The sequence below is a fragment of the Paraburkholderia phenazinium genome (genome assembly GCF_900100735.1).
Lineage (GTDB): Bacteria > Pseudomonadota > Gammaproteobacteria > Burkholderiales > Burkholderiaceae > Paraburkholderia > Paraburkholderia phenazinia.
The window spans coordinates 109,229-135,940 of the sequence record NZ_FNCJ01000004.1 but is presented as its reverse complement, the minus strand read 5'-3'; the positions used below and the strand labels follow the sequence as shown (position 1 = coordinate 135,940).

Genomic DNA, 26,712 nt, shown 5'->3' with positions numbered 1-26,712 from the left:
GCGGCGGGTGCGCCTCGAGCATTTGCCGGACGCCCTCCGCAATGCGAGCGCAAAGCGTTACAGCGGGGGCCGCTCCAGCTTGATCCAGCGCTGCACAGACGGCCTTTGCCACTGATGCCGTGCATACTCGGCGAGCCGTTGCGGTACCGCATCGCCGTTGAGCACGAGGCGGTTGAGCATCAGCGCCAGATCGACGTCGGCGATGCACCACTCGCCCAGCAGATTCTCCGAGCCGTCCTCGAGCAGCGCTTCGGCGGCAGCAAACAGCTTGCCGGCCGCAGCTTGCGCCACCGCGGAAAGGGGCGTGTCATTCGGGCCATAAAACACGACTTCGGTGGAGCGTTCCTGTCTGATTGGCATCAGATCGCTGCGCAGCCATGCCTGTACTTGGCGCGCCCGCGCGCGGCGCTGCGGTTCGGCCGGGTATAGCGGCGTACCTGGAAAGACCTCGTCGAGATATTCCGTGATGGCAGACGACTCCGACAACGCGAACCCGTCATGTACCAGCATCGGCACGCGCTGCGTCAGCGAGGGCACGGCGAAGTCCCGCGCGCGGTTCGCTTCGCGGCCCAGGTCGACCGTCGAGAGCTCGAAGGGCAAGCCCTTTTCATGCAGGGCCACGAAGACTGACATGGCGTAGGGGCTCGAGAATTGCGCGTCGGCGTAGAGTCGGAGATTCGTCGATGACACGGGCTTTCCTGTAGTGGAGATTTAGACGGACTGCTCGCGGACCAGATCGCGATGCGTCAGGTAAAGACGCAAGTCGAACTCGGTCTGATGATAGCCGGGCTGCATGAACTCACAGAGCCGGTAAAACGCCTTGTTGTGATCGCTCTCTTTCAGATGCGCGAGTTCGTGCACGACGATCATCTGCAGGAACTCGGGTGCCCCCTCCTTGAACAGAGAGGCGATGCGAATCTCTTTCTTCGCCTTCAGCTTGCCGCCCTGGACCCGCGAGATGGTTGTGTGCAGGCCCAGCGCGTGCCGCAGCACATCGAGCTTGCTGTCGTAGAGAACCTTGTCGATGGACGGCCCGCTGCGCACGAATTCGCGCTTCAGGTCGGCGACGTAATCGTAGAGCGCACGATCGGTCTGCACCGTATGCCGGCGCGGGTATTTGTCGGCGAGGTACGCGCCCAGTTGCTGTTCGGCGATCAGCCGGCGAACCTTGTCCTGAAGCGCGGCCGGATAGGCGCTGAGGTATTTCAGATGCTGCATGACAGTGGGGCAGGGTCGGTGGAGGCTCGCGGCTTATTGTAAGGGGATGGCGTTAGAGGCGCTAACGGGCACGATGGCCTCGAGCGCCTGCGCGGCGGTTTCAAGCCGCGCCTTGAGCCTGCTCATGACGTGCCGTTGCCAACGTCGCCGCGCGGCATTCCTCTATCAGGCCGCGGAACGAGGTGGCATTGCGCGTGCTGCCCGTGGCAGTCTCCGGGGCGCCTTCCGAGAGCCCACCAAGCCCGACGATCACCGTCGTGGCGCTGGGTTGATTGCCGATCCGGCGCAACAGGTTGCGCAAATACGGAGGCGATTCGGCTGCGTCGAGCGAAACGATGCAGATAACCGGGGTGTTTTCGCCTGGGCTTTGCTGCGCGGCCTGGGCTTCGCTGCGGCCGTTGCGGAACTGTTCATAGGTCGTCGCGACGGTGGCGATCTTCTGCCGCCCGAGCAATTGCACGGCGATCGCAGCGGCCACTTCGTCAAACGCACCGCGTCCCGAGATGCACAACACGCCCGTTGCGCCTACCGCATGCGCTGCGTCCGCGATCCCGGTTGTGCCGCCGTAGTGCGGCTCGGTGCGGCCGTGAGCGTGTGCTGCATCATCGGGCTCATGTGCGCCGAGATTGTCAGGGACGCCTTGCACCGTTTCCAGATTCTCGATGATATCGACCACTGATTCGTTGAAGCGCACCAGCTGTTCTGCGGTCAGCACGCCGCGCAGCGCGTCGTTTCGAGCGAGGCGCAGTCCTTCGAGCGCGACGTGATCGTAGTAGTCGAGCACCGACATCTCGCCGAGCAAGCGGTCCGCCTGCACGATCGCCTCATGCGGGTCATCCGCCAGCAGCCGCTGATAGAAGGTCTGCGCGGGCGTCAGCGCCGGCTGGTCGCCGAGCAGGATCGTGAGGAAGTTGAGGCGGTCCGCATAGCGTCCCAGCGTCACGACGCACAGTGTAAGCGGCGTAGACAGCACCAGGCCGACCGGGCCCCACAACCAGCTCCAGAAGATCGCCGCCACCACTACCGCGAGCGGCGAGAGGCCGGAGCGGCGGCCGTACAGGAGCGGCTCCGCGACCTGACCCGCTACCAGATCCACCACCACGAACAGCACCAAAGTCCACACCGCCATGGTCCATTGCGGCTGAATGGCGGCGGCCAGGCATACGGCCAGCAACGCGGCGATCCATATGCCGATGTACGGCACGAAGCGCAACAGCGCGGCGACCACGCCGAACAGCAAGGCCCCCGGCACGCCAATGCCGGCGAGGCCGATGGCGAGCACCGCGCCCACGCTCAGATTCAGCCCGAGTTGCGCGACGAAGTAGCGGCTCAGGCGGCTTGCCGCGTCGTTGATGGCGGTGGTGGTGCGATGCAGGTCGCGCGAGCCGAACAGGCTGATCAGCCGGTCGCGCAAGTCCTCGCGTTGCAACAGGATAAAAATGGTGACGACCAGCACGATGAAGGTCGTCTCGAGCGGGGCGATAGCCGGCGAAAACGCCCGTTGCGCCAGTTGCATGGGCGTCAGCGCCGGCTCGTGAACCTCGACGGGTAGGGGAGCGGCCGGGGCGTTCCGGCTCGCCTTGCCGAAGCTGCGCGGCGGCGCCGGGCGCGAGGGTGCGACCCGCTGCAGCGTGAGCGCGGCCTTGCCGAGCAGGACATCGGCGCGGCCGACGGTCTTTTCCTGCACGGTTTCGATCTTGCGTTCAATCGCGACCTGGTACTGCGGCAGATCGGCCGCGAGCTGCACGATCTGCGCCGCGATTAGCGCGCCCGCGCCGAGGACGATAGCCAAGGCGAAAAACACCGCGATGAAGATGGATGGCAACTGGCCCATCCGCAGGCGCCGCAGCGCCGCCACTAGCGGCGCGAGCAGGAAACTCAGCAGCACTGACAGCGTGATCGGAATCAGGACCGCGCGGCCGAAATACAATCCGCAGACCACGACGACCCCGGTGATCACCGACGCGAGGCCATGCAGGCTGGGCGCGCCGGGCGGATACACGCGATTGGGCCGTCCGTGCGGCGGCAGCGAGAGTTTCATGTTGATGACAATCCGGTTGGCGGGATGCGTGAGCGCTCCCTCAAGGCTTCGAGGATACAACTGCGAAGCATAGCAATCCACACGCCCGGGGCGCAGCTTCTGTCAGTCGGCGCGCTTACGGCATGCCGTTGCGGCAATCGGATGCGGAGCCCAATCGGCCGAGGATGCCTCGATCGCTTCGGCATCCTGATGGGCGAGCTGCGTGAGTCTAAGGGAGTGGGGAGAGGGCCGACTGGTGCAGTTCAGCGGCAGGAGAGCGGTGCAGCTGGGGTTCGCCGCTTGAGGATAGGGCTGGCTGTGGATCAGCCAGCGCGAAGACGTCGATCAGCCCTTGATCAGCAGATAGCAGCCGCCCACGAGCAGCACAAACGACGCGAGCAGTGTGGCGCTGCCCATACGGGTCAGGAGGCTCGGCCATTCCGGCCGCGGCAGCGCCTCGATGTGGACGATGCTATGCACCGGCGCCGGATCGCGCCGTACAAAGAACGGCACAAGTGCGATGCAAAAGAGCGCGAGCACAACAGAAAACGACTTGAGAGCGAATGAGAAGTCCATGACAGCGGCAGAGTGTGATGCGCGACTTTTCGCGCCGAACAGCCAATCTTATGAATTCGCCGCGGCTGCGACCATGAGACGAGTCTGAAAACCGCTTGACGCGAAACGACGCGTGCCGAAGCCATCGCACTGCCGCCAGCCAGGCAGGTCAACGTTGACGTATGAAAACGACGCCGACATGACGGGCTGAGTCTCTCGCACGAGTACCTCATGCTATGCTTTTCAGGTCCAGATCACGAACCGCTTCGTGACCGCCCGAACGATCTCTCGAGGAGAATACTCAATGTCGATGCGAACCCGTGCCTTGTTTCACGCGACCGTGGGCGGCTTGCTGCTGGCGGCATCCGTCGGCGCCTATGCGGCGAATCTCGGCTTCCTTAGCGATACGCCGATCAGCTACATGAAGCAGCGCGACATTGACTCGATCAAGGCTGCCGTGCTGGGCGCGCTCGATGCCAGGCAGGACGGCGAATCCGCCAACTGGGTGAACGAAGGCACCGGTAATTCAATCCGCATCGACGCGACCATTACGCCGCAGAGCACGTCGAAAGACGGGGACCGCACCTGCCGCGATGTGGGCGTGGTGCTCAATGCGAAGGGGCAGTCGGTGTCGCTGCGCCCGCAGTTCTGCCGCGAAGCGAGCGGCCTGTGGCATCTGCAGAAGAAGAGTTGAGCGGAACCAGGAAGCGCGCGATGGCTGCAGCTATTAGCGCACGGGTGGTGTCCTGCGGCGTCGTGCTGCTCGATCCGCACGGCCGCGTGTTGCTCGCGCATGCCACCGAGACGTCTCATTGGGATATCCCGAAAGGGCATGGCGAGGAGGGCGAGGCGCCGCATGTGACGGCGCTGCGCGAGATGGTCGAGGAGACCGGCCTCGTGATCGCCGCCGAGCGTCTGAAGGACCTGGGCCTGTTCGTTTACCGGCGCGACAAGGACCTGCATCTGTTCGCCGCGCGGGCTCATGCCGACGAACTCGACTTGTCGCAATGCGTCTGCACGTCGATGTTTCCACGCCGCTCGGACGGCACGCTGATTCCCGAAATGGACGCGTACCGCTGGGCCGCGCCGGAAGAGGTCGAACGCTATGCGAGCCGCAGTTTGACGCGTCTGTTCGACACGACCCTGTCGTTGACGGAGTTGCATCGCAGTCTGTGAGTGAGGCCGCGCATGGCATGAAGCCAGGCGCAGCCCGCAAGCCAGGCTCGTCCCCAAGCCGGGCTCAAGCATCGTAGGTGAGAGCGAAACTCGGTCAGTCGAGCGCGCGATCGTTCGGATGCGCGAACAGCGTGCGCATCGCCGCAGACAGCGGGAAATTGAGGTTGATTCCGTGGGGCGGAATCGGCTGCGTGAACCACACGTTATAGAGACGCTCCGCTTCCCCGGAGGTCTGCATCCGCTCGATCACACCGTTTACCAACTCGCGCATCGGCGCGTCGCCTTTGCGGAACATGCAGGCATACACCTCGTAGCCAAGCGGCGTACCCGTCACCACAAAATCGTCGGGGCGCGGGTCGGTCGCCTTGAAGCCATACACAATCGGCTCGTCCATGACGAAGGCCGCGGCGCGGCCATCTTTGACCGCGGCGAACGCGTCCGGATGATCGCGCACGCTGGTAATGCGCATATTGAGATGTTTCTCGCCGTTCAACTCCCGCAATAAGCGCTCGTCCGAGGTACCTGCGGTCGTCACCACTGCCTTGCCGGCCAGGTCCGGAAAATCCACGATGCCGCTACTGCGACGCACGATCATGCGTACTGCATACTGGAAGAAACTGTTGGAGAAGGCCGCTTCACTTTCGCGTTCGTGCGTATGGGTGGTGGAGCCGCATTCCAGATCGATCTGGTTGTTCTGCAGCATCGGGATGCGGTTCGACGAGGTGACAGGGACTTCGCGCACCTTGAGCTCGGGCAGTGCGAGCGTTTTCTTGATCTGTTCGACGATGGCGAGGGCAATGGTCTGCGAATAACCTACCGTGCCCTGGCCGTCGAAATAGGAGAAGGGGATCGACGCTTCGCGCACGCCGAGCGCGACGATGCCGTCGTCATGGATCTTCTTGAGCGTACCGGTGAGTTCCTGCGCCTGTGCAGAGGAGGCGAGGCATGCCGCCGCGAGCGCGGCGAGCATGATGTGTCGACGTGACGGATGGCAGGCTGCAAACCTCATCGTTCCTCCGGAAGCAGTGCGCGCACCGTCACGCTCATCCCACTCAGCTTACGCCGGCTTGCCCCAACTGTCGCGCAAACTCACGATGCGGTTGAACACTGGCTTGCCCGGCTTCGAATCGACGCGGTCGGCGACGAAGTAGCCATGCCGTTCGAACTGATAGCGCTGTTCCGGCAGCGCGTCGCGTGCGCCCGGTTCCAGGTAGGCGTTGACCACCCGCTTCGAATCGGGATTGAGCGCCTCGAGGTAGTCGCGCCCGCCTGCGTCCGGCTGCGGTTCCTTGAACAGGCGGTCATAGATGCGCACTTCGGCCGGGCACGCGCCCACGGCGCTGACCCAGTGGATATTGCCCTTGACCTTGTAGCTGTTCGCGCCTTCGGTGCCCGATTTGCTGTCCGGGAAGTAATTGCAATGGACGGCGATCACGTTCCCGTTCTCGTCCTTGTCCGCGCCCGTGCACTCGATCACGTAGCCGTAACGCAGACGCACCTTGTTGCCCGGGAACAGACGGAAGTAGCCTTTGGGCGGGGTCTCGTTGTAGTCGTCACGCTCGATCCACAGTTCGCGCGAGATCGGGAACACGCGCGTGCCGTGCTCCGGATGATGCGGATGCACCGGCGCGTTGCATTCCTCGGTGACGCCTTCCGGGAAGTTGTCGATGATCAGCTTGAGCGGGTCGAGCACGGCGGCCGTGCGCGGTGCCTTGGCGTCGAGGTCATCGCGCAGCGCGCCTTCGAACACGCTCATGTCGATCCACGAATCGACCTTGGTCACGCCGATGCGCTCGCAGAACAACTGGATCGCCTCCGGCGTGAAGCCGCGGCGGCGCACGCCGACAATGGTCGGCATGCGCGGGTCGTCCCAGCCGTCCACGTGGCCTTCGGTGACGAGTTGCAGCAGCTTGCGCTTGCTGGTGATCGCATACGTCAGGTTCAGACGCGAAAACTCGATTTGCTGCGGCAGCGGGCGGGTGAAGATGCCAGCTTCGGCCAGTTCGTTCAGGATCCAGTCGTAGAGCGGCCGGTGGTCTTCGAACTCCAGCGTGCACAGCGAATGCGTGATGTTCTCGAGCGCGTCCGAAATGCAGTGCGTGTAGTCGTACATCGGGTACACGCACCACTTGTCGCCGGTACGGTAATGATGGGCGAAACGGATCCGGTAGATGACCGGGTCGCGCATGTTGAAGTTCGGCGACGCCATGTCGATCTTCGCGCGCAGCACGTGTTCGCCTTCCTTGAACTCGCCGGCTTTCATGCGGCGGAACAGATCGAGGTTCTCCTCTACCGAACGCTCGCGGAACCGCGAAGGCGTGCCTACCTCGGTGGCCGAGCCGCGATTGGCGCGCATTTCTTCGGCCGACTGGCTGTCTACATAGGCCTTGTCGCGCTGGATCAGCAACTCGGCGAACTCGTACAGTTTGTCGTAGTAGTCGCTGGCGTAGTAGAGATGCTCGTTGCCGTCCTTCTTCCACTCGAAGCCGAGCCACTCCACGGCGTCGATGATCGATTCGACGTACTCGACGCTTTCCTTTTCCGGATTGGTATCGTCAAAACGCAGGTGGCAGATGCCGCCGTAGCTGCGCGCCACGCCGAAGTTCAGGCAGATGCTCTTGGCGTGGCCGATGTGCAGATAACCGTTCGGCTCGGGCGGGAAACGCGTTTCCACGCGCTGGCCCCACTTTCCTGAGCGGTTGTCTTCGTCAATGATGTTGCGGATGAAATTGGATGCCGCTGGCGCGTCGTTGCGTTCGGTATTCATGCGAGATGGAGAAAGTCGGTCGAGGGCGCGCAGTGCGCTCACTTATCCGTCGATTCTACCTGACGACCACCCTTCCGGCAGACTGAGTGCGGCTTCCAGCCAACGATCGGGGGCTTTTTGCACACGCTTGCATGCCGCAAGCGGAGGTAAATCGCCTGGTTGACGGGTGAGCGCCCCCTTTGGAATGGGGCCGGCACGGTGCCGGAGCGTGCGGTACGGGCGCGGATCGTGTGTTCCAATAGCCGGCTGGACGGGAGCCGCATAGCCACGAGGAGGCGCGATGAGCGAGCAAAAGGTATTGGTGTTGCCAGGTTATATGAACTCGGGCGAGGGGCATTGGCAAACCCGCTGGGAAGGCTTGGATGCCGGGTTTGAGCGTGTCCAGATGCCGGATTGGGATCATCCGGTGCGCGACGCCTGGTGCCGGACGCTGGAGGCGGCGGTGAATGCCGCACATGGCCCGGTTGCGTTCGCCGCGCACAGCCTGGGATGTCTCGCGGTGGCTTTCTGGGCGGCGCAGTACGCGAGCGCCGGGAGCCTGGCTAAAGTGAGCGCTGCGCTGCTGGTGGCGGTGCCTGACCCGGCAGGCCAGGACTTTCCGCAGGATGCCAGCGGTTTCGCGCTGCTGCCGCTTGAACCGCTGCCGTTTACGAGCGTCGTGGTTGCGAGTACCGACGATCCGTATGGCGGCGTGCCGTTTTCGCAGGCATGTGCTGCCGCGTGGGGCAGCCGCTGGCGCGAAATCGGCGCACGCGGCCATATCAATGCCGACAGCGGCCTCGGCGATTGGGATGAAGGGCGGCGCTGGCTGCTCGAGGCGGCCCAGGGCGAATGAGTGCGGCTTTCAGATCACCGCTTGCGCGCGCAGTGCCGCAATCCGCTCGTCGTCGTAGCCCAGCACGTCGCGCAGAACGCTGTCCGTATGCTCGCCGAGCGTGGGCGGGTGGGCCAGCGCCTGCGGTGGGGTGCCGCTCATATTGATCGGATTGCGCACCAGCTTGACGGTGCCGCCGGACGGATGCGGCAGATCGACCCGCATGCCTCGCGCCACCACTTGCTCGTTCTCGAACACCTCCGCCAGATCGTTGATCGGCCCGCACGGCACACCGGCGGCTTCGAGCGCGGCAATCCACTGCTGCTTGCCGAGCGTGCGGACCATCTCCGCAAGGATCGGCACCAGCGTGTCGCGATTGCGCACCCGGGCCGGGTTGGTGGCGAAGCGCTCGTCGTCGGCCAACTCCGGGCGGCTGCCGGCCTCGACGAACTTGCGGAACTGGCCGTCGTTGCCGACCGCCACGATGATCCAGCCGTCGCTGGTCTGGAAGGTCTGGTAGGGCACGATGTTCGGGTGCGCATTGCCCCAGCGTGCCGGCGGCTGGCCGCTCGCGAGGAAGTTCGAGTTCATGTTCGCCAGCATCGCGACCTGCACGTCGAGCAGCGCCATGTCGATGTACTGGCCTTCGCCCGTGCGGTCGCGGTGCGTGAGCGCGGTGAGCACGGCAATCGTTGAATACATGCCGGTCATCAGATCCGCGATGGCCACGCCGGCCTTTTGCGGACCGCCGCCGGGCAGACTGTCGCGCTCGCCGGTGATGCTCATGAAGCCGCCGATGCCCTGCACGATGAAGTCGTAGCCGGCCCGCTGCGCATACGGCCCGGTCTGCCCGAAGCCCGTTACCGAGCAGTAGACGATGTCCGGCCTGATTTCCCGCAGCGAGGCATAGTCGAGGCCGTATTTCTTCAGTTGGCCGACCTTGTAGTTCTCCAATACCACGTCACTTTGGGCGGCCAGCTCGCGGATGATGCGCTGCCCTTCGGCTGTGGCGATGTCCACGGTGACCGAGCGCTTGTTGCGGTTCGCCGCGAGGTAGTAGGCGGCCTCATGGGTATCCGCGCCGTCCGGCGTCTTCAGGTACGGGGGGCCCCAGTGGCGCGTGTCGTCGCCGACTTCCGGGCGTTCGATCTTGATGACGTCCGCGCCGAAGTCGGCGAGCGTCTGTGCGCACCACGGGCCGGCGAGCACGCGGGTGAGGTCCAGCACGCGGATATGATTGAGAGCGCCCATAGTGTGTCGTTGTCTCCATATTGGCCGAACTGCGAGGCCGCCGCGCCGTTAGGGGCGCGTTCTGGTGAAAGTACGGATGCTGTCATGGCATCGATGTGCAGAATCTTAAGCGATTCCCGCATGCGGTCACATTCGGCTGGACGGCATAAGACGAATGACACGCGCGCCAACCCGGCAACAGGGGCCAAAACCTGGCCGAACGGCTAATCCTGCTTGCGAGGCGCCCAGCGCCGCCTCGCAAGGGCGCCGATCCCGTATAATCAGTCGTTTAAGCAACCTTCGGTTGGCGCATCCCAGATGTCACCCTCGGATGTCGCCAGATCCAGCCAGGACCGTCCCCCAGTACGCTATGAAAGCCGCCGAAATCCGCGAGAAATTCCTCAAGTTCTTCGAATCGAAGGGCCATTCGATCGTTCGCTCGTCGAGCCTTGTGCCCGGCAACGACCCGACGCTGCTCTTCACCAATTCGGGCATGGTGCAGTTCAAAGATGTGTTCCTCGGCGCGGAATCGCGTCCGTACTCGCGTGCCACGACCGCGCAGCGCAGCGTGCGCGCCGGCGGCAAGCACAACGACCTTGAAAACGTCGGCTACACCGCGCGTCACCACACGTTCTTCGAGATGCTCGGCAACTTTTCGTTTGGCGACTACTTCAAGCGCGACGCGATCCTCTACGCGTGGGAGCTGCTGACGGGCGTCTACCAGTTGCCCAAAGACAAGTTGTGGGTCACGGTCTACCACGAAGACGACGAAGCGCACGACATCTGGGCGAAGGAAGTGGGCGTGCCGGTCGAGCGCATCATCCGCATCGGCGACAACAAGGGCGCGCGCTACGCCTCGGACAACTTCTGGCAGATGGCCGACGTCGGGCCGTGCGGTCCGTGCTCGGAAATCTTCTACGACCACGGCCCGGACGTGTGGGGTGGCCCGCCGGGGTCTCCTGAGGAAGACGGCGACCGTTACATCGAGATCTGGAATCTCGTGTTCATGCAGTTCAGCCGCGACGCGCAAGGCAACATGACGCCGCTGCCCAAGCAGTGCGTCGACACCGGCATGGGTCTGGAGCGTATTGCAGCCGTTCTGCAGCACGTGCACAGCAACTACGAGATCGACCTGTTCCAGGCGCTCATCAAGGCTGCGGGCCGCGAAACCGGCGTGACGGACCTGGGCAACAACTCGCTTAAGGTGATCGCCGATCACATCCGCGCCTGCTCGTTCCTGATCGTCGACGGCGTGATTCCGGGCAACGAAGGCCGCGGCTACGTGCTGCGCCGCATCGTGCGCCGTGCCATCCGTCATGGCTACAAGCTGGGCAAGAAAGGTTCGTTCTTCCATCGCATGGTGGCCGATCTGGTCGCGCAGATGGGCGAGGCTTACCCCGAACTGAAGGAAGCTGAACAACGCGTGACCGACGTGCTGCGTCAGGAAGAAGAGCGCTTCTTCGAGACCATCGAGCACGGCATGTCGATTCTCGAAAGCGCGCTGGCTGATCTGGACGCGAAGGGCGGCAAGACGCTCGACGGCGAACTCGCATTCAAGCTGCACGACACTTACGGCTTCCCGCTGGACCTGACGGCGGACGTGTGCCGCGAACGCGAAGTGACGGTCGACGAGGCCGCCTTCGACGAAGCCATGGCGCGCCAGCGCGACCAGGCGCGTGCGGCCGGCAAGTTCAAGATGGCGCAGGGCCTCGAGTACTCGGGCGCGAAGACCACGTTCCACGGCTACGAACAGATCGTCTTCGACGACGCGAAGGTGATCGCGCTGTATGTGGATGGCGCTTCGGTCAAGGAAGTGACGCACGGCCAGCAGGCAGTGGTCGTGCTCGATCACACGCCGTTCTACGCGGAATCCGGCGGCCAGGTTGGCGACGCAGGCCTGCTCGCCAACGCGAGCGTGCGCTTTGCAGTGGCGGACACGCTGAAGGTGCAAGCCGATGTGGTCGGCCACCACGGCACACTCGAGCAGGGCACGCTGAAGGTCGGCGACGTCGTGAAGGCGGAAGTCGACGCAGTGCGCCGTGCCCGCACCGAGCGCAACCACTCGGCCACCCACCTGATGCACAAGGCGCTGCGTGAAGTGCTCGGTTCGCACGTGCAGCAGAAGGGCTCGCTGGTCGATCCGGACAAGACCCGTTTCGACTTCGCGCACAACGCACCGATGACCGACGAGCAGATCCGTCAGGTCGAAGCCATCGTCAACGCCGAAGTACTGGCGAACGCGCCGGGCATCGTGCGCGTCATGCCGTTCGACGAAGCCGTGAAGGGCGGCGCCATGGCGCTGTTCGGCGAAAAGTACGGCGACGAAGTGCGCGTGCTCGACCTCGGCTTCTCGCGCGAACTGTGCGGCGGTACGCACGTGCGTCGCACCGGCGATATCGGCTTCTTCAAGATCGTGATGGAAGGCGGCGTCGCAGCCGGTATCCGTCGCGTGGAAGCGATCACCGGCGACAACGCGGTGCGCTACGTGCAGGAACTCGACGCCCGCCTCAACACAGCCGCCGCGGCCCTGAAGGCGCAACCTTCCGAGCTGACGCAGCGCATCGTCCAGGTGCAGGACCAGGTGAAGGCGCTGGAGAAGGAACTCGGTGCGCTCAAGTCGAAGATGGCTTCGAGCCAGGGCGACGAACTGGCCGGCCAGGCAATCGAAGTGGGCGGCGTGCACGTGCTGGCCGCCACGCTCGATGGCGCGGACGTCAAGACGCTGCGCGAAACGGTCGACAAGCTGAAGGACAAGCTGAAGAACGCCGCCATCGTGCTGGCTTCGGTTGAAGGCGGCAAGGTCAGCCTCATCGCTGGCGTGACGCCGGATGCGAGCAAGAAAGTGAAGGCTGGCGAACTGGTCAACTTCGTCGCGCAACAGGTGGGCGGCAAGGGCGGTGGCCGTCCCGATATGGCCCAGGCAGGCGGCACCGAACCGGCGAATCTGCCGGCGGCGCTCGCCGGCGTGAAGGGCTGGGTCGAAGCGCAGTTGTAAGCGCAGTCGTCAAACATTCGGAGTGCCTCGTGCTGTAGCGGGGCTTCTGAAATAAAAGAGCCGCGAGCTTAAAAACTCGCGGCTCTTTTGTTTTGGTGAGGCTTACGCTCGCTTATTGGCGTTGGCGTTGGCGTTGGCGTTGGCGTTGGCGTTGGCGTTGGCGTTGGCGTTGGCGTTGGCGTTGGCGTTGGCGTTGGCGTTGGCGTTGGCGTTAGTGCCGGTACAGGCGTATCCATAGCTACCTGCAAGCGTCGCGTCCTAAGCCAGGCTCCAACCTTTACGCCGTCTGCAATCCCACCTCGGCTTCCCCGGCCACCGGCTGCGGCAAATTGCTGTTGGCCAGCAGGGTCTCGCGCAATGCCTTGAGCGCCGACGAGAAGTGCCCGCGCCGCCAGACCAGTAGCGTATCGATCGTGCCCAGGTCGCCGAGCGAATGCACCGCGATGTTGTTCAGATCGTGCTGCAGGTCGAGCACTGAGCGCGGCGCGACCGCCACGCCCGCTCCCGCAGCCACGCACGCGACGATCGCATGATAGGAGCCGAGCTCCAGCACCCGCGCCGGGCGGATGCCGTGCTCCGTATACCACTTCTCGACGTAGCTGCGATACGCGCAGCCGCGCTCGAACGCAATCAGCGTCGACAGCGCGATATCGCGCCCCTCGCGAATCGGCCGATGGCCGCGCGGCGTCAGCATCACCAGTTCTTCGCGGAACACAGGGACGGTTTCGAACAGCTCGCCGGCCCAGTCCGGCTCGAGCGGGGTGGCGACCAGCGCGGCGTCCACTTCGAACGCCCGCACCCGTTCGATCAGACAGCCGGTCGTGCCGGTTTCCAGTTCGAGTTCGACCTCGGGCCAGCTCTGGTGATAGTGCGCAAGCAGCCCAGGCAAGCGGCTCGCCGCCACGCTTTCCATGGTGCCCAGGCGCAGCCGGCCGCTCGGACGGTCTTCGCGTACTGCATGGCGCGCCTCATCGGCGAGCGCGAGCAGCCGTTCGGCGTAGGGCAGCAAGGTTTCGCCGGCGGGCGTGAGCACGAGCCGGCGGCCGTCGCGGATGAACAGTTCGACGCCAAGCTGCTCTTCGAGCTGCTTGATACGGGTCGTCACGTTCGACTGCACCCGATTGAGCTTCGCGGCAGCGCGCGTGACGCCGTTCTCACGCACCACGGCGCGAAAAATCGTCAATGCAGCCAGATCCATGATTCTCTCCATGTGATCATTCACATCCATATTATTCATTTTTCATGATTCAAACGTCAAGCTATGATGGTTTGAAGGGGGTTGGCGCGCACGCCCGCATCTGCCCCCGGATTTCCGCCGTATCTGACTTTCTGGATGCCGTATGAACAATCTCGCCCCCACTCGTGCCTTCGCCGCTTCGGCTGGAACTCACCCCGCGCGTGAGGCCGCAATCGCCTGCATGATCGTGCTGGCGGTGGCGCTCGGCATCGGGCGCTTCGCCTTTACGCCGCTCCTGCCGTTGATGCTGCATGGCGGCGGGCTCGACATTCGTCACGGCGGCTGGCTCGCGTCGTGTAACTACGCCGGCTATTTCGTCGGTGCGGTGACCTGCGCGGCGCTGCGTGTCGAACCAGCGCGGATGGTGCGAGTGGGACTGGCTGTGACCGTGCTGCTGACCCTGGTGATGGGTCTGACGAATCAATTCTGGATCTGGGCAATCGTGCGCTTCGTGGCCGGTGTGGTCAGCGCCTGGACCTTTGTGTTCGCGTCGCAATGGGGGCTGCGGCGGCTTGCCGAACTGGGTTCGCATCAGTGGGCCGGGTTGATTTATACCGGGCCGGGTGTGGGGATTGTCGCGACCGGGCTGTTCGTGAGCATCGCGGGACGCCTTGGGGCGACGGCAGGCTGGCTAGGCTTCGGGTTGGCCGCGGCGGTGCTGTCAGTGCTGGTCTGGCGGGTGTTTGTGGCCGCGCCCGCAGGGCTGCCCGCCGCGGTATCTGCAAGCGGGGAGAGCACAACGCATCCGGCCTCGCCGGCAGCCCCCGCAACGACTTCCTCCGCCAGGCCCCCACACCGCGCCGATGCCTTCTGGCTAGTCGCGCTGTACGGCGTGCCGGGCTTCGGCTACATCATCACCGCGACTTTCCTGCCGGTGATTGCCCGCCATGCGCTGCCGGGTTCCGCGTGGCCCGACCTGTTCTGGCCGATGTTCGGCCTCGCGCTGATCGTCGGTGCACTGGGCGCCGCGCGTCTGCCGCACCACTGGGACAACCGGAACCTGCTGGCCGCCTGCTACGTCCTGCAGGCAGCGGGCGTGGCATCGGGCATCGTCTGGCCGACGGCAGGCGGTTTCGCGCTCGGCAGCATGCTGATCGGTCTGCCGTTCACTGCCATCACTCTGTTCGCGATGCGCGAGGCGCGCCGCCTGCGGGGCGATCACGCTGCCGGTCTGATGGGGTATGCAACCGCGGCCTATGGTGTGGGGCAGATCATCGGGCCACTGGTGGCCGCGCCGATTGCCGTCCATACCGGTTCGTTCTCGCCTGCGCTGTGGCTTGCAGCCGGCGCTTTGCTGCTCGGTGCGCTAGGCCTGACGTGGGTAGCGCATCGGCCGCATCGAGAATAGCGCTCAAGCAGCCTTTAATCTCACCGGTGAAAAACAATTTAGCGGCTGGCGCACTAAAATGACCGCTTTCCGGTCATCTCCAGCACCCGTCGCCGGGCGCTTTGCCAGCCATGCAACATTTTGCCTCCGACAACTACGCGGGCATTTGTCCTGAAGCGCTCAATGCGCTGATCGCCGCCAACAACAGCGGCCACGAACCCGCGTACGGTGACGACTCCTGGACCCAGCAGGTCTGCGACCGTTTGCGCGACCTGTTTCAGACCGACTGCGAAGTCTTCTTTGTGTTCAACGGCACGGCGGCCAATTCGCTGGCCCTCGCGTCGCTGTGCCAGTCGTACCACTCGGTGATCTGCCATGAGCTCGCACATATCGAAACCGATGAGTGCGGCGGTCCGGAGTTCTTCTCGAACGGCTCGAAATTGCTGACCGCACCGGGCATCGGCGGCAAGCTGACGCCCGATGCGATCGAGGCCGTCGTCACCCGGCGTGCCGACATCCACTACCCGAAGCCGAAGGTCGTGACGCTCACGCAGTCCACCGAAGTGGGCACCGTCTATAGCGTCGAAGAAGTCCGCGCGATCGCTGCGATTGCGAAGCGCCGTCACCTGAAGGTCCACATGGACGGCGCGCGCTTCGCCAATGCGGTGGCCGCGCTCGACGTGCATCCATCGGAAATCACCTGGCGCGCTGGGGTCGACGTGCTGTGCTTCGGCGGCACCAAGAACGGCTTGCCGGTGGGCGAGGTGGTGGTGTTCTTCGACCGCGCGCTCGCGGACGATTTCGCCTATCGCCTCAAGCAGGCCGGACAACTCGCTTCGAAGATGCGCTTCATCTCGGCGCCGTGGCTTGGCCTGCTCGACGGTGACGTGTGGCTGCGCAATGCGCGTCACGCCAATGCGATGGCGAAATTACTGGAATCGCGTCTTGCCGAGATCCCGGGCGTCAGCATCATGTTCCCGACCGAATCGAATGCCGTGTTCGCGCAGTTGCCCACCCATGTGGCCAAGGCGATGCGCTCGCACGGCTGGAAGTTCTACGAATTCATCGGCGCGGGCGGTTGCCGGCTGATGTGCGCGTGGGACACCCAGCCCGAAACGGTCGAACGCTTCGCGGCCCAGGTGCGCGAACTGTGCGCAGCCTGAGAACCACACGCAACCCAACACCACAACGACACACCAAGAGACGATTCCCCGCCCACCATGAGTGACTACCGATTCTGTCCCCGCTGCGCTACGCCTCTCGTCGAACGCGCCGACCCTGAACACGAAGGCGGCCGCATCCGCCAGGCGTGCCCTGACGACACCTGCGGCTACGTCCATTGGAACAATCCGCTGCCGGTGGTGGCCGCGATTGTCGAGTACGAAGGCAAGATCCTGCTGGCGCGCAATGCTGCGTGGCCCGAAGGCACCTTCGCACTGATCACCGGTTTTATGGAGAACGGTGAGACGCCGGAGGAGGGCATTGCGCGCGAAGTGCGGGAAGAGACTTCGCTGCATGCCGAAACGGTCGAACTGATCGGCGTGTATGAGTTCATTCGCAAGAACGAACTGATCATCGCGTATCACGTGAAGGCTTACGGCACGATCGCCTTGTCGCCGGAGCTGCTCGAATACCGGCTGGTCGAGCCGGCCAAGCTGCGGCCGTGGCGCGCCGGCACCGGTCAGGCGCTCGGCGAGTTCATGCGCCGGCGCGGCTTGCCGTTCGAGTTCGTCGAACGGCCCGGGCAGTAATCGAGCATGAACAAACCTGCACCCGCCCCACGGAGCGCTTACCCGCACTTCCTGCCGATCACGACCCGCTGGATGGATAACGATGTCTACGGTCACGTGAACAATGTCGTCTACTACAGCTATTTCGACACGGTCGTGAACGAGTACCTGATTCGCGCCGGCGTGCTGGATGTCGAGCACGGCGCGACCATTGGCCTCGTGGTCGAGACGCAGTGCAATTACTTCGCGCCGCTAGTGTTTCCGGAGCGTGTCGAAGCCGGCCTGCGGGTGGTGCGGCTCGGCTCGACGAGCGTGCGCTACGAGGTGGGCCTGTTCAAGGAGGGCGAGACGCAGCCGGCGGCGCAAGGCCATTTCGTGCATGTCTACGTCGACCGCGCAACGCGCCGGCCCGTCGCGCTGCCAGACGCGTTGCGGACGGCACTCGAAGCGCTCGTCGTGCACGCGCAGTAACGGACGACGCGCACGTGCAGTCGTTTGTCATCAACCTGCTCAACGGCGTCAGCTACGGGCTGCTTCTGTTCATGCTGTCGGCCGGCTTGACGCTGATTTTCAGCATGCTCGGCGTGCTGAATTTTGCGCACGCCAGTTTCTACATGCTCGGCGCGTATGTCGGATTCTCGGTGGCGGCGCGCACCGGCTTCTGGAGTGCGCTGGTGATTGCGCCGCTCGTCGTCGGGTGCGCGGGCGCGGCCATGGAGCGCTGGTTGTTGCGCCGGGTGCGGCCGCACGGTCATCTCGCCGAATTGTTGCTGACCTTCGGCGCCGCCTATCTGATCGGCGAAGCGGTCAAGCTCGCATGGGGCTTGCCCGCGCTCACGGCGAGCGTGCCGGCGGTGCTCGATGGGCCGTTGTTCAAGGTGTACGGCGCAGCGTTTCCGCGTTATCGCGCGTTCATGATGGCCGTGTCGGTCGCCATGCTTGCCGTATTGTATGCGGTGCTGCGCGTCTCGAAGGCTGGCTTGATCGTGCGGGCTGCGTTGACCCATGCCCCGGCCGTCGAGGCGCTCGGGCACAACGTGCCGCGCGTGTTCACCGGGGTGTTTGCGGTCGGCACGGCGCTCGCCGCGCTCGCCGGCGTGATCGGCGCGCCGCTCTTCGTGATCGAACCGGCGATGGCGGAGTCGGTCGGCTCGATCGTTTTTGTGGTCGTGGTGATAGGCGGCCTGGGGTCGCTGGGCGGGGCGCTGGTGGCGTCGCTGATCGTCGGTTGTGTGCAAACCTTCGCGGTCGCGAGCGACCTGTCGCTGGGCGAGATCACCTCGACCTTCGGGCAGTCGCTGCCGCCCGCCTGGGAGGGTCTCACGCTTGCGCAACTCGCGCCGCTCTTGCCCTACCTGCTGCTCGTCGCGATGCTGGCGCTGCGCCCGCGCGGGCTGTTCGGACAGCGCGACAACGATGCGTGAGCTCCGCAACGCACAGCGCACGCGCAGACGTACCCGGGGCGCCGATGAGCCCACGCGGTCGCTTGCTTCGCGCCATCGTCTGCTCTGGTTCGCATTGATTGCGTTTCTGGCGGCCCCCTTGGTGGCCGGATCGCAAAGCTGGTTGCTGGCGTACCTCGCGCAGACCGCCACGATGATCGTTTTCGCGCTCTCCTACAACTTGCTGCTCGGTGAAACCGGGCTGCTGTCGTTCGGCCACGCCGCCTATGCGGGGCTTGGCGCGCTCGTCGCGGCGCGGGTCTTCAACCAGTTTGGTGTGCCGCTCCCGTTGCTGCCGCTCGTCGGCGGCCTGGGTGGCGCGCTGTGCGGCGTGCTGCTCGGTGCGATCTCGACGCGGCGCGCGGGGACGGCATTCGCGATGATCACGCTCGGCATTGGCGAGCTGGTGGCCGCGGCGGCATGGACACTGCCCGACTGGTTCGGCGGCGAGGCCGGCGTGCCGATCGATCGTGCAAGCGGTCTGTGGTTCACCGCGTGGAATTTTGGTCCGGCGCGCGCAGCGTATGGTTTGATCGCGCTCTGGTGCCTGCTCGCCTGTGTGGCGCTGTACGCGTTGTCGCGCACGCCGTTCATGCGGCTTGCCAACGCGGTGCGCGACAACCCCGTGCGGGCGGCGGCGATCGGCTGCTACCCGTGGCGCATCCGTTACGGTGTCGTCGTGTTGTCGGCGTTCTTTGCGGGCATCGCAGGGACGCTTGGGCTCATCAATGTCGAACTGGTCTCGACCGAGAGCGTCGGCATGCTGCGCTCGGGTTCGGTGCTGATCGCTACGGTGATCGGCGGTACCGCATCGTTTTTCGGACCGGTGGCCGGGGCAATCGTGCTGACGTTCTTTAGCGTCGTGATTGCCGACGCGACGCGCGCCTGGCTGCTGTATCTGGGGCTGTTCTTCATTGTCGTCGTGAGCGTTTCGCCTGACGGCCTGACCGGCTGGGGACGGGCCCAGGCGGCACGGCTTGCCGTGCATGGCTGGCGGCGCTGCCTGCGGCCCTGGCTGTTGGGCGCATCTGCGCTGCTGCTGTGGACGCTGGCCGGCGTGCTGGCGGTGCAATGGGCGTATGCCGTCCAGTTCGGCGCGGACAACGGTGAGCGTCCGCAGTGGCTGCAGTGGGGATCATTGGCAGGACTCCAGATCGATGCGATGTGGTCCGGCACGTGGCTGGCACTAGCGCTTTGCTTGCTCGGGGGACTCGGCTGGCTGGGCGCGCGCGCTGCACGGCAGGCATGGATGAACCTGTCTCGCGAGCCTGGCGGCCAGGGAGGCTCGCCATGACCTTGGCGCTTTCGCTACGCGGCGTCGAAAAACGCTTTGGCGCGACGCAGATACTGCGCGGTGTCGATCTGGCGGTGGAGCCGGGGGAACGACACGCGCTGATCGGTCCGAACGGCGCGGGTAAATCGACACTCTTCAATCTGATCGCCGGCAACGCACGAGCCGACGCCGGACGCATCGAACTCTACGGGGTCGATTTGAACCGCCTCACGCCACCGGCGATCAGCCGGCGCGGACTGGCGCGCAGTTTCCAGACGACGAGCGTGTTTGCCCGCCTGAGCGTGTTCGACAACCTGCGCTGCGCGACGGCGATCGCCGAGCGGGACCGCTCGCGCTGGTGGCATCGCTGGAGCGGCTCGCGCGAAGTCGACGCCCGTGCCGAAGCGGTGCTGGAGGCCGTCGGACTGAGCGCGCGCCGCGCGGTGCAGGCCGGCACCTTGAGCTACGCGGAGCAGCGCGCGCTCGACCTCGGCATTGCGCTGGCGAGCGGTGCGCACACCTTGCTGCTCGACGAGCCGACCGCCGGCATGAACCGCGCTGAAGCGGCTCGCGCGATCGAGCTGATTCGCGAGACCACGGCAGGGCGCACCTTGCTGATGGTCGAGCACGACATGGACGCGGTGTTCCGCCTCGCCGACCGGATCTCGGTGCTGGTGCAGGGCCGCGTGATCGCAACGGGGACGCCCGCTGCGATTCGCGCCAACGAAGCGGTGCTTGCCGCCTACCTCGGTGACGGAGCGCCACGATGAGCGCCTTGCTGGAGATCGCCGGACTGTGCGCATGGCACGACGCGAGCCAGGTGCTGCACGGAGTCGACTTGCGCGTGGCCGCGGGGGAGGTGGTGGCGCTCGCGGGGCGCAACGGCTCCGGGCGCTCGACGCTGGCCCGCACGATCATGGGCATGGTGCGCGCCGAGGGTACGCTGCGCTTCGCGGACCGTTCGCTGATCGGCGTGCCGACCTTTGCAATCGCGCGCCTCGGAATTGGCTACGTGCCTGAGCATCGCGATGTCTTCGCGGCCCTGAGCGTGGATGAGAACCTGCAACTGGGTGTCGCGCCGCGAGCGCGAGGGCGGGCGCCGCACTTCACCTTCGACGACGCGTACACGCTGTTTCCGGTGCTGCGCGAGCGCCGGCGCACCCGGGCTGGCGCGCTGTCCGGCGGCGAGCAGCAGATGCTGTCGCTGGCGCGTGCGCTGCTGGGCGATCCCGATCTGCTGGTGATCGACGAACCGGCTGAAGGACTCGCGGGACAGGTGGTGGCACAGGTCGCGCAATGTCTGCGCGTGCTGCGCGAGCGAGGCGTGGCGATGCTGCTGATCGAACAGCGGCTCACGATCGCGCACCAACTGGCAAGCCGGATAGCGGTGATGGGCCACGGCGAAATTGTCTTCGACGGCTCGCCCGAGGCGTTTTACGCACGGCGCGACGTGATGCAGGAATGGCTGGGCGTCGGCTAGTGTAATGCCGGATGTATTGCACTGCGGTATGCGTCGCTTTGCTGATTTTTCTGTAACTCTTCCGCACTGCGGGTACATCGCCTTTGCGTCGTTTCCGCTTTTCTTCGCACGCGTGCCTGATCTCGACGCCTACGCGGCACTCTCGGGCGCGTTCCTCCGTGTTTGAATCCCATTTCTGAAAACCGCCCGGCGGCAGCCTCCATAAGGTTTCGCGGCGAGGTGGCTAGCCGATTCAAACGCTTGATCGTTTGGTGAGCGTCCTCCAGAAATCTTGTCGGCAACGCCGCGACAAATACAGACAATCAGGTGATAGGCGCGAGCGGGCTGCACGGTGTTTCAGACTGTCCTCGCCATGCCATACACAGTCCTGTGCTGCGCATGCGAAGTTGTGCCGCGGCCTCGGGAGGGAGGAGACATCATGCGACGTGCAAAGACGGAGACCACAGGGCGCTACGGCGTACTGATGGTGCTGGGGCGCGTATCGGACACACTTCGACGGCTCGTCGAGGCAATCGCTTCCTGGTCGATGGGCGAGGGTTGGCGGGCGGACTGGACCGTTGCATTCGACGTTCTGTCGCGGCGAGTGGCAAGGCCAAGAAGGTACGCGCGATATTTGCCAGGTGCTGTGCTTGTGACGATGACGATGACGTTGCTCGTCTCGGCCTGCGCGGATGCGAGTTCGTCTGCGAGCGACGCCACAGCGACGTCCGGGCCGAGCGCCGCTGCACCGAACGCCGTTGCGATGAGCACCGACGGATTGCCTGCACCGTCGCGGCTGACACAGGCACAGCAGGCTGCGGCGCTCGCTGCATCGTCGTCTGACGCGAAAATTGCCTCCGCTGCGAATGCATCGTTAAGCGATGGAACGGCTAAGCCTTCCACTCCGTCTATACCCAGTGATGACCCATCCGCGCAGCTCGCTGAGAACGCGTCCTCGCCATCTGCATCGGGCAATGCATCCTCCACGCTTGCCTCCGGAAACGTCCCTGCCGCACATCCTGCACTCGAACTTGCCAAGCAACGCCAGCTTGCGGAAGAACAGCGCATTGCCGGGCGCGTGCCCATGGCCGGTGGTCTCACGGAGCAACGTGTGCGTCCGCTGACACTACGCGATTCGGGCATCGACGGCTCGATGATGCTTGCTCGCGACGTGGATTTCCGTGTCACCGGGGACATCGGCTTCATGATCCACGACATGGCGGCGACGCTGACACCGACGCACCCCGGCGCGCCGATTGTGTTCGACGATCCGACCAGCGTGGTAATCGGCGTGCACCGTGGCGACGTCACGCTCGACAGCGCCAGGCTCACGGCAATTTTCAACCGCTACCTGTTCCAGTACCAGGGCTCGCCGCTACGCGAGATGCGAGTGGTGCCGCAGGACGGCGGCACGCTGCGCATTACTGGCGAAATGCACCGCGATAGCTGGGTGCCGATCGTACTGAGCGGCACGCTGTCGATGCGCAACCGGGAAGAACTGGTGTTCCACGCGGACCACGTGGAAGTGGCGGGGGTCGCCGCAGACAAGCTGATGCAGGCTGCACACGTCAAAATGGCGGACCTGCTGAAAGTGGACACGCCGATTGCGCGTCTCGAGGGCGACGACGTCGTCATGCAGGTGGCGAAACTCACGCCGCCGCCGGCACTACGCATGACGATCACGCACATCGACACTTCGGCGGCGGGCGTGCGCTTTACGCTTGACGACCATTCGCTGCAAAACATTGCGTGGCCTGCGTCGATGCCGCCGCGCGGCATACTGGTGGAGGGCGGCGACGTAAAGTTCATGCGCTCGATGCCGATGAACATCGACATGGCGCTGACGCCGACGGACACCAATGCCCCGTTCGTGCTGGACCTGTATCACTACCGCGAGCAGATGGCGGCGGGCTATTTCACGTTCGACGAAACGGGCGCGCTCGATGTGCATCTACCGTCGTTCGACAAGCTGGCTAGCGCATCGCACGATGTCGCGCAGCAGACCGGCAGCGCGAGCGCGCGCTATAACGACAGCTTCATACGCTCGCAACAGGCTTCGCTCGCGGCGGCGCGAACGCAGTGGCAGAGTGTGCCATCTGAGTTGCGCTCGATGGCGGCGCGCGCGATTCCGGTCGGCACGCGGACGGCGTTTTCCGGCGCGAACGCGCTGACGCCGGGTTCGGCGATCACGGACGAACGACACTCGTCGGGACCGGCGCCACTGATCCATATGCAGAACGTGGATTTCTTCGTCTCGGGTCGGATCGGCTTTCACGTGCGTTCGCTCGACGCGCAGATGGTGCCAAAGAAGCCGGGCCAGCCGGTCGATCTGGATGATCCGAACCAATACGACATTCACATCATCGGTGGTGAAGTAGTGGAACCGTGGCCGGCGATGGCGGCGTTGTTCAACGATTATCTGCTGGACTACGAGCCGCGTTCGCTGAACGACCTGACGTTGACGCCGGAGAATGGCGCGCTGCAGGTGACGGGCGGGATCAAGCTATGGAACCACTTTCCTGGCGTATGGTTGCCGACGACGATGAGCGGGACGATCGTGGCGCGGGATGAGCGGCATCTCGTGTATGCACCGACGTCTGTCAAGGTGTTGGGTGTGCCGCAGGCGGGGATGTTGAGGGCGTTGAACATACCGCTGGCGTCGTTGACGCCCTTCGTGCGGAAGGGGGTTGCGTTGCAAGGGAACGAACTGGTGTTCGATCAGTACACGGTGTTTCCGCCACCGGTTTTGCAGGGGCATTTGGCGAGTGCCACCGTGACGGATGAGGGGCTCGTGCTTAAGTTTCGGCGCGAGAGTGGGAGTGTGGTTGGGAGGCCACCTGCGGGGGCTGGGCAGAGTTTTGTCTGGATCGAGTCTGGGGATATCAAGATGTTTGATTCGCTGGTCACTAATGCGCGGACTTTGATACTGGATAGTTCTCGTCCTGACGGCATGCGGTTTGAGCTTTATGCCTACCGGCGGGATGTTGCCCAAGGGCGGGTCTGGATGGGGGAGGATGGGGGGCTTAGGGTTGATCTGGCGCGGGGGAAGTAGTTAGTGATTTTTGCCTTGCAGGGGGCTTGGGTTTTTGCCTGCGGCGCCTTGATTTTGGTGGTTGTTCTTGGGGTGTTGGCCTTTCCTTGCATTGTTATCGGTCTATTAGGTTCGCCCCTGTGCGGGGCGGCACCTACTTTCTTTGCCGCCGCAAAGAAAGTAGGCAAAGAAAGCGGGCTCACCCCGCAAGTTGGTAGTGAGCCATCTCGGTCTGCCACAGGGAACGGCCCAAGACGAGACCTGCTCTCGCACCGCCGGCGTTCGTGACAAGGGTGTCATCCGTTCCAGCGTTGCGCTGCGCGCCCCGCCGTTGGGCATAGCGCCTTCTGCAAATTCAGTAGGTGTTCTAACTATTGCGGCTTGTCCGTTTTCCCTTGCAAACCCATCCGCGACGCACGTAGTGCGGAGTGGGGTGGATGAGCGCTGTGTCACTAACGGTGGAAATGTGAGGGCAGGTCTCGTCTTGGGCCGTTTCCGGCTCAAAAGAGAGATGGCTCGCTACGAGCTAGCGGTTGTCAGCCCGCTTTCTTTGCCTACTTTCTTTGCGGCGGCAAAGAAAGTAGGTGCCGCCCCGCACAGGGGCGAAGCTAATAGACCGATAAGAATACAAGGAAAGGCCAACACCGTAAGCCAAACCACCAAGCACAAGGCGCCGCAGGCAAAAACCCAAGCCCCCTGCAAGGCAAAAACACCATCACTCTTTATTGATAATCCACTCATGAGCCGGATCGTTCTTGAAGTGCCAAACCCGCTGCTTCCCAGCCATAACATTGAGGTAATACGAATCATACCCGTAGGGAACAACAACCGGATGATACCCACGAGGCACCATAACAACATCATGATCCTCAACAGCCATGGACTCGTCGATATCCCTCGAATCGGTATAAACCCGTTGAAACGCAAACCCCTGCGCCGGATCGAGCCGATGATAATAAGTCTCCTCCAGTGAGCTCTCAAACGGCACGTTATCGCAGTCATGCTTATGCGGCGGATAACTCGAAGCATGCCCACCAGGCGTCCGAACCTCCACAACCAGCAAAGACTCCGCAGCCTCAGTCTGCGGCAAGATATCGCATACGTACCGCGTATTGAGCCCCTTACCCCGCGCGGAGCGCTTCATTTGCGATGGCTCGATCAACCGTGCAGGAAACTCACCCTTGGCAGGCGCGCTAGCCACCCCCACCTCCGCGTCGCGCACCGCCCGCACCGTCGCCCGCACCCCCGGCGGCAAATACACCGCATACGGCGCAGCATCCTCAAACACACTGTCGCGTGAGCCAAGACTGCTCCACTTCTGATCCGCGGTCTCGACATCCACCGCGCCCGCCAGCACCACAATGCACACCTCGCGCGCCGCCTCGAACACATGCACGACCTCGTTCGTGCCCAACCGATAAGCCGCAAAACCGACATAACGCCATGTCGCCGTCTCCGGCGTCACCCGCGCGATCGTCTGGCCTTCGCGCTGTGCCTTCACCAGCAAACTCATGCTGCCTCCTTCGTGGCAGATGTCCCCGCATCGAGCGGCGCATCCACCAATGAACGCAAGGTCCGGTATCCCTTCTCCGCATACGCGTACGACGGCGCAATCACCGGATCCTGTTCGGCTTCCACCACCAGCCAGCCGCGATACCCATGCCGTTTCAAGCGCTCGATAATCGCCGGGAAATCTACTGCGCCGTCGCCCGGAACCGTGAACGCGCCGTTGATCACCGAGTCCAGAAAACTCCAGTTGCGGTTGCGCGCCAGTTTCATTACCGCCGGGCGCACGTCCTTGCAATGCACGTGGCACACGCGCTCGATATGCTTGTCGAGCACCGTCAGTGGATCGCCGCCGGCAAACGTAATGTGCCCCGCGTCGAACAGCAGACCCACGGCCTTGCTCGTGCGCGACATCAGGTTGTCGACGTCGGCCGGCGTCTCGACGTAGGCGCCCATGTGGTGGTGGTACGCCAGCCGCACGCCGCGGCTTAACGTATAGCGGGCGAATTCGTCCACGCGGGCCGCGTATGCATCCCACTGCGCTTCGCTAAAGAAACGCGGGCGCTGGTAGAGCGGTTGCGGGGCGCCCTGGATCGAATCGGCTACCTCACCGTACACCATCACCGTCGAGCCGTTACGCGACAGCAGTTCCAGGTGCGAGTCCACCGAGGCAATCTCTTCTTCCACGCTACGCTGCGCGAGCTTGCCGGAATACCAGCCGGAGACGAGCGCCAGGTCGTATTGCGCCAGCAGCGCTTTCAAGGCCAGCGGTTCGCGCGGAAACTTGTTGCCGAGCTCGAACCCGTCATAGCCGATCGCGCGTCCTTCGGTCAGCGCCACCTCGAGCGGTGTTTCCCCGCCCAATGACGGCAGGTCGTCGTTCATCCACGACAGCGGGTTGATGCCAATGCGTACTTCGAACTGAGTCATGC

23 protein-coding genes are annotated in these 26,712 nt (G+C 64.1%); 13 read left to right on the top strand and 10 right to left on the bottom strand.

The features are described 5' to 3' along the window. Nucleotides 1-57: 57 nt before the first annotated feature. The 4 genes from yfcF to BLQ92_RS10880 form a co-directional block, all read right to left on the bottom strand. Complete coding sequence (yfcF, locus tag BLQ92_RS10895) at nt 58-690, bottom strand: glutathione transferase (protein ID WP_090684255.1); 633 nt, start codon at nt 688-690, stop codon at nt 58-60. A 21-nt stretch (nt 691-711) separates the two neighbouring features. Beyond that, nucleotides 712-1,218 carry a M48 metallopeptidase family protein gene (locus BLQ92_RS10890; RefSeq protein ID WP_090684253.1) on the bottom strand — a complete coding sequence of 169 codons (507 nt, stop codon included), beginning with the start codon at nt 1,216-1,218 and terminating at the stop codon, nt 712-714. Nucleotides 1,219-1,318: 100 nt separating this feature from the next. Beyond that, a complete protein-coding gene (locus tag BLQ92_RS10885) occupies nt 1,319-3,259 on the bottom strand; it encodes an AI-2E family transporter (protein ID WP_090684251.1) in 1,941 nt (646 codons plus the stop codon). 324 nt (nt 3,260-3,583) lie between these two features. Then, complete coding sequence (locus BLQ92_RS10880; protein ID WP_090684249.1) at nt 3,584-3,814, bottom strand: hypothetical protein; 231 nt, start codon at nt 3,812-3,814, stop codon at nt 3,584-3,586. Between the two features lie 283 nt (nt 3,815-4,097). On the opposite strand from BLQ92_RS10880, the gene BLQ92_RS10875 reads away from it, so the two are divergent. Both BLQ92_RS10875 and BLQ92_RS10870 read left to right on the top strand, forming a co-directional pair. Beyond that, nucleotides 4,098-4,487 carry a hypothetical protein gene (locus tag BLQ92_RS10875; protein WP_090684247.1) on the top strand — a complete coding sequence of 130 codons (390 nt, stop codon included), beginning with the start codon at nt 4,098-4,100 and terminating at the stop codon, nt 4,485-4,487. 32 nt (nt 4,488-4,519) lie between these two features. After that, nucleotides 4,520-4,969 carry an NUDIX hydrolase gene (locus BLQ92_RS10870; protein WP_090684840.1) on the top strand — a complete coding sequence of 150 codons (450 nt, stop codon included), beginning with the start codon at nt 4,520-4,522 and terminating at the stop codon, nt 4,967-4,969. A gap of 94 nt (nt 4,970-5,063) precedes the next feature. On the opposite strand, the gene BLQ92_RS10865 is transcribed toward BLQ92_RS10870, so the two are convergent. Both BLQ92_RS10865 and BLQ92_RS10860 read right to left on the bottom strand, forming a co-directional pair. Then, entirely contained in the window at nt 5,064-5,978 is a 915-nt protein-coding gene (locus BLQ92_RS10865) for a transporter substrate-binding domain-containing protein (protein ID WP_090684245.1), read from the bottom strand. A gap of 48 nt (nt 5,979-6,026) precedes the next feature. Then, complete coding sequence (locus BLQ92_RS10860; protein ID WP_090684243.1) at nt 6,027-7,736, bottom strand: glutamine--tRNA ligase/YqeY domain fusion protein; 1,710 nt, start codon at nt 7,734-7,736, stop codon at nt 6,027-6,029. Nucleotides 7,737-8,016: 280 nt separating this feature from the next. On the opposite strand from BLQ92_RS10860, the gene BLQ92_RS10855 reads away from it, so the two are divergent. Then, on the top strand, nt 8,017-8,571 hold the full coding sequence (locus BLQ92_RS10855) for an RBBP9/YdeN family alpha/beta hydrolase (protein ID WP_090684241.1): 555 nt from the start codon (nt 8,017-8,019) through the stop codon (nt 8,569-8,571). Between the two features lie 9 nt (nt 8,572-8,580). Here the strand turns inward: BLQ92_RS10855 and BLQ92_RS10850 are convergent, their stop codons facing one another. After that, a complete protein-coding gene (locus tag BLQ92_RS10850; protein ID WP_090684239.1) occupies nt 8,581-9,801 on the bottom strand; it encodes a CaiB/BaiF CoA transferase family protein in 1,221 nt (406 codons plus the stop codon). A gap of 349 nt (nt 9,802-10,150) precedes the next feature. Between BLQ92_RS10850 and alaS the strand changes: the two genes are divergently transcribed. Then, the gene (alaS, locus tag BLQ92_RS10845; protein ID WP_090684237.1) at nt 10,151-12,775 is read left to right on the top strand and encodes an alanine--tRNA ligase; all 2,625 of its coding nucleotides are present in this window, start codon (nt 10,151-10,153) and stop codon (nt 12,773-12,775) included. A gap of 277 nt (nt 12,776-13,052) precedes the next feature. Here alaS and BLQ92_RS10840 read toward each other — a convergent pair whose 3' ends face one another. Next, entirely contained in the window at nt 13,053-13,973 is a 921-nt protein-coding gene (locus BLQ92_RS10840; protein WP_090684235.1) for a LysR family transcriptional regulator, read from the bottom strand. Between the two features lie 142 nt (nt 13,974-14,115). On the opposite strand from BLQ92_RS10840, the gene BLQ92_RS10835 reads away from it, so the two are divergent. The 9 genes from BLQ92_RS10835 (at nt 14,116) to BLQ92_RS10790 (ending at nt 24,295) form a co-directional block, all read left to right on the top strand. After that, on the top strand, nt 14,116-15,360 hold the full coding sequence (locus tag BLQ92_RS10835; RefSeq protein WP_090684233.1) for a YbfB/YjiJ family MFS transporter: 1,245 nt from the start codon (nt 14,116-14,118) through the stop codon (nt 15,358-15,360). A gap of 110 nt (nt 15,361-15,470) precedes the next feature. Beyond that, on the top strand, nt 15,471-16,502 hold the full coding sequence (locus tag BLQ92_RS10830) for a threonine aldolase family protein (protein ID WP_090684231.1): 1,032 nt from the start codon (nt 15,471-15,473) through the stop codon (nt 16,500-16,502). Nucleotides 16,503-16,559: 57 nt separating this feature from the next. Continuing rightward, nucleotides 16,560-17,090 carry an NUDIX domain-containing protein gene (locus BLQ92_RS10825; protein ID WP_090684229.1) on the top strand — a complete coding sequence of 177 codons (531 nt, stop codon included), beginning with the start codon at nt 16,560-16,562 and terminating at the stop codon, nt 17,088-17,090. A gap of 6 nt (nt 17,091-17,096) precedes the next feature. Further along, nucleotides 17,097-17,540 carry an acyl-CoA thioesterase gene (locus BLQ92_RS10820; protein ID WP_090684227.1) on the top strand — a complete coding sequence of 148 codons (444 nt, stop codon included), beginning with the start codon at nt 17,097-17,099 and terminating at the stop codon, nt 17,538-17,540. Between the two features lie 14 nt (nt 17,541-17,554). After that, nucleotides 17,555-18,493: a branched-chain amino acid ABC transporter permease gene (locus BLQ92_RS10815; RefSeq protein ID WP_090684226.1), complete on the top strand. Its 939-nt coding sequence runs from the start codon at nt 17,555-17,557 to the stop codon at nt 18,491-18,493. Then, nucleotides 18,486-19,805: a branched-chain amino acid ABC transporter permease gene (locus BLQ92_RS10810; protein ID WP_090684224.1), complete on the top strand. Its 1,320-nt coding sequence runs from the start codon at nt 18,486-18,488 to the stop codon at nt 19,803-19,805. The genes BLQ92_RS10815 and BLQ92_RS10810 overlap by 8 nt, the downstream gene beginning before the upstream one ends. After that, the gene (locus BLQ92_RS10805) at nt 19,802-20,554 is read left to right on the top strand and encodes an ABC transporter ATP-binding protein (protein WP_090684222.1); all 753 of its coding nucleotides are present in this window, start codon (nt 19,802-19,804) and stop codon (nt 20,552-20,554) included. The genes BLQ92_RS10810 and BLQ92_RS10805 overlap by 4 nt, the downstream gene beginning before the upstream one ends. Continuing rightward, nucleotides 20,551-21,264: an ABC transporter ATP-binding protein gene (locus BLQ92_RS10800; RefSeq protein ID WP_090684220.1), complete on the top strand. Its 714-nt coding sequence runs from the start codon at nt 20,551-20,553 to the stop codon at nt 21,262-21,264. The genes BLQ92_RS10805 and BLQ92_RS10800 overlap by 4 nt, the downstream gene beginning before the upstream one ends. A 418-nt stretch (nt 21,265-21,682) precedes the next feature. Further along, complete coding sequence (locus BLQ92_RS10790) at nt 21,683-24,295, top strand: hypothetical protein (RefSeq protein WP_244896635.1); 2,613 nt, start codon at nt 21,683-21,685, stop codon at nt 24,293-24,295. A 694-nt stretch (nt 24,296-24,989) separates the two neighbouring features. Here BLQ92_RS10790 and iolB read toward each other — a convergent pair. Both iolB and iolE read right to left on the bottom strand, forming a co-directional pair. Beyond that, nucleotides 24,990-25,787, bottom strand: a complete 798-nt coding sequence (gene iolB, locus BLQ92_RS10780; protein WP_090684213.1) for a 5-deoxy-glucuronate isomerase — start codon at nt 25,785-25,787, stop codon at nt 24,990-24,992. Beyond that, nucleotides 25,784-26,710 carry a myo-inosose-2 dehydratase gene (gene iolE, locus BLQ92_RS10775; protein ID WP_090684210.1) on the bottom strand — a complete coding sequence of 309 codons (927 nt, stop codon included), beginning with the start codon at nt 26,708-26,710 and terminating at the stop codon, nt 25,784-25,786. The genes iolB and iolE overlap by 4 nt, the downstream gene beginning before the upstream one ends. Nucleotides 26,711-26,712 lie beyond the last annotated feature (2 nt).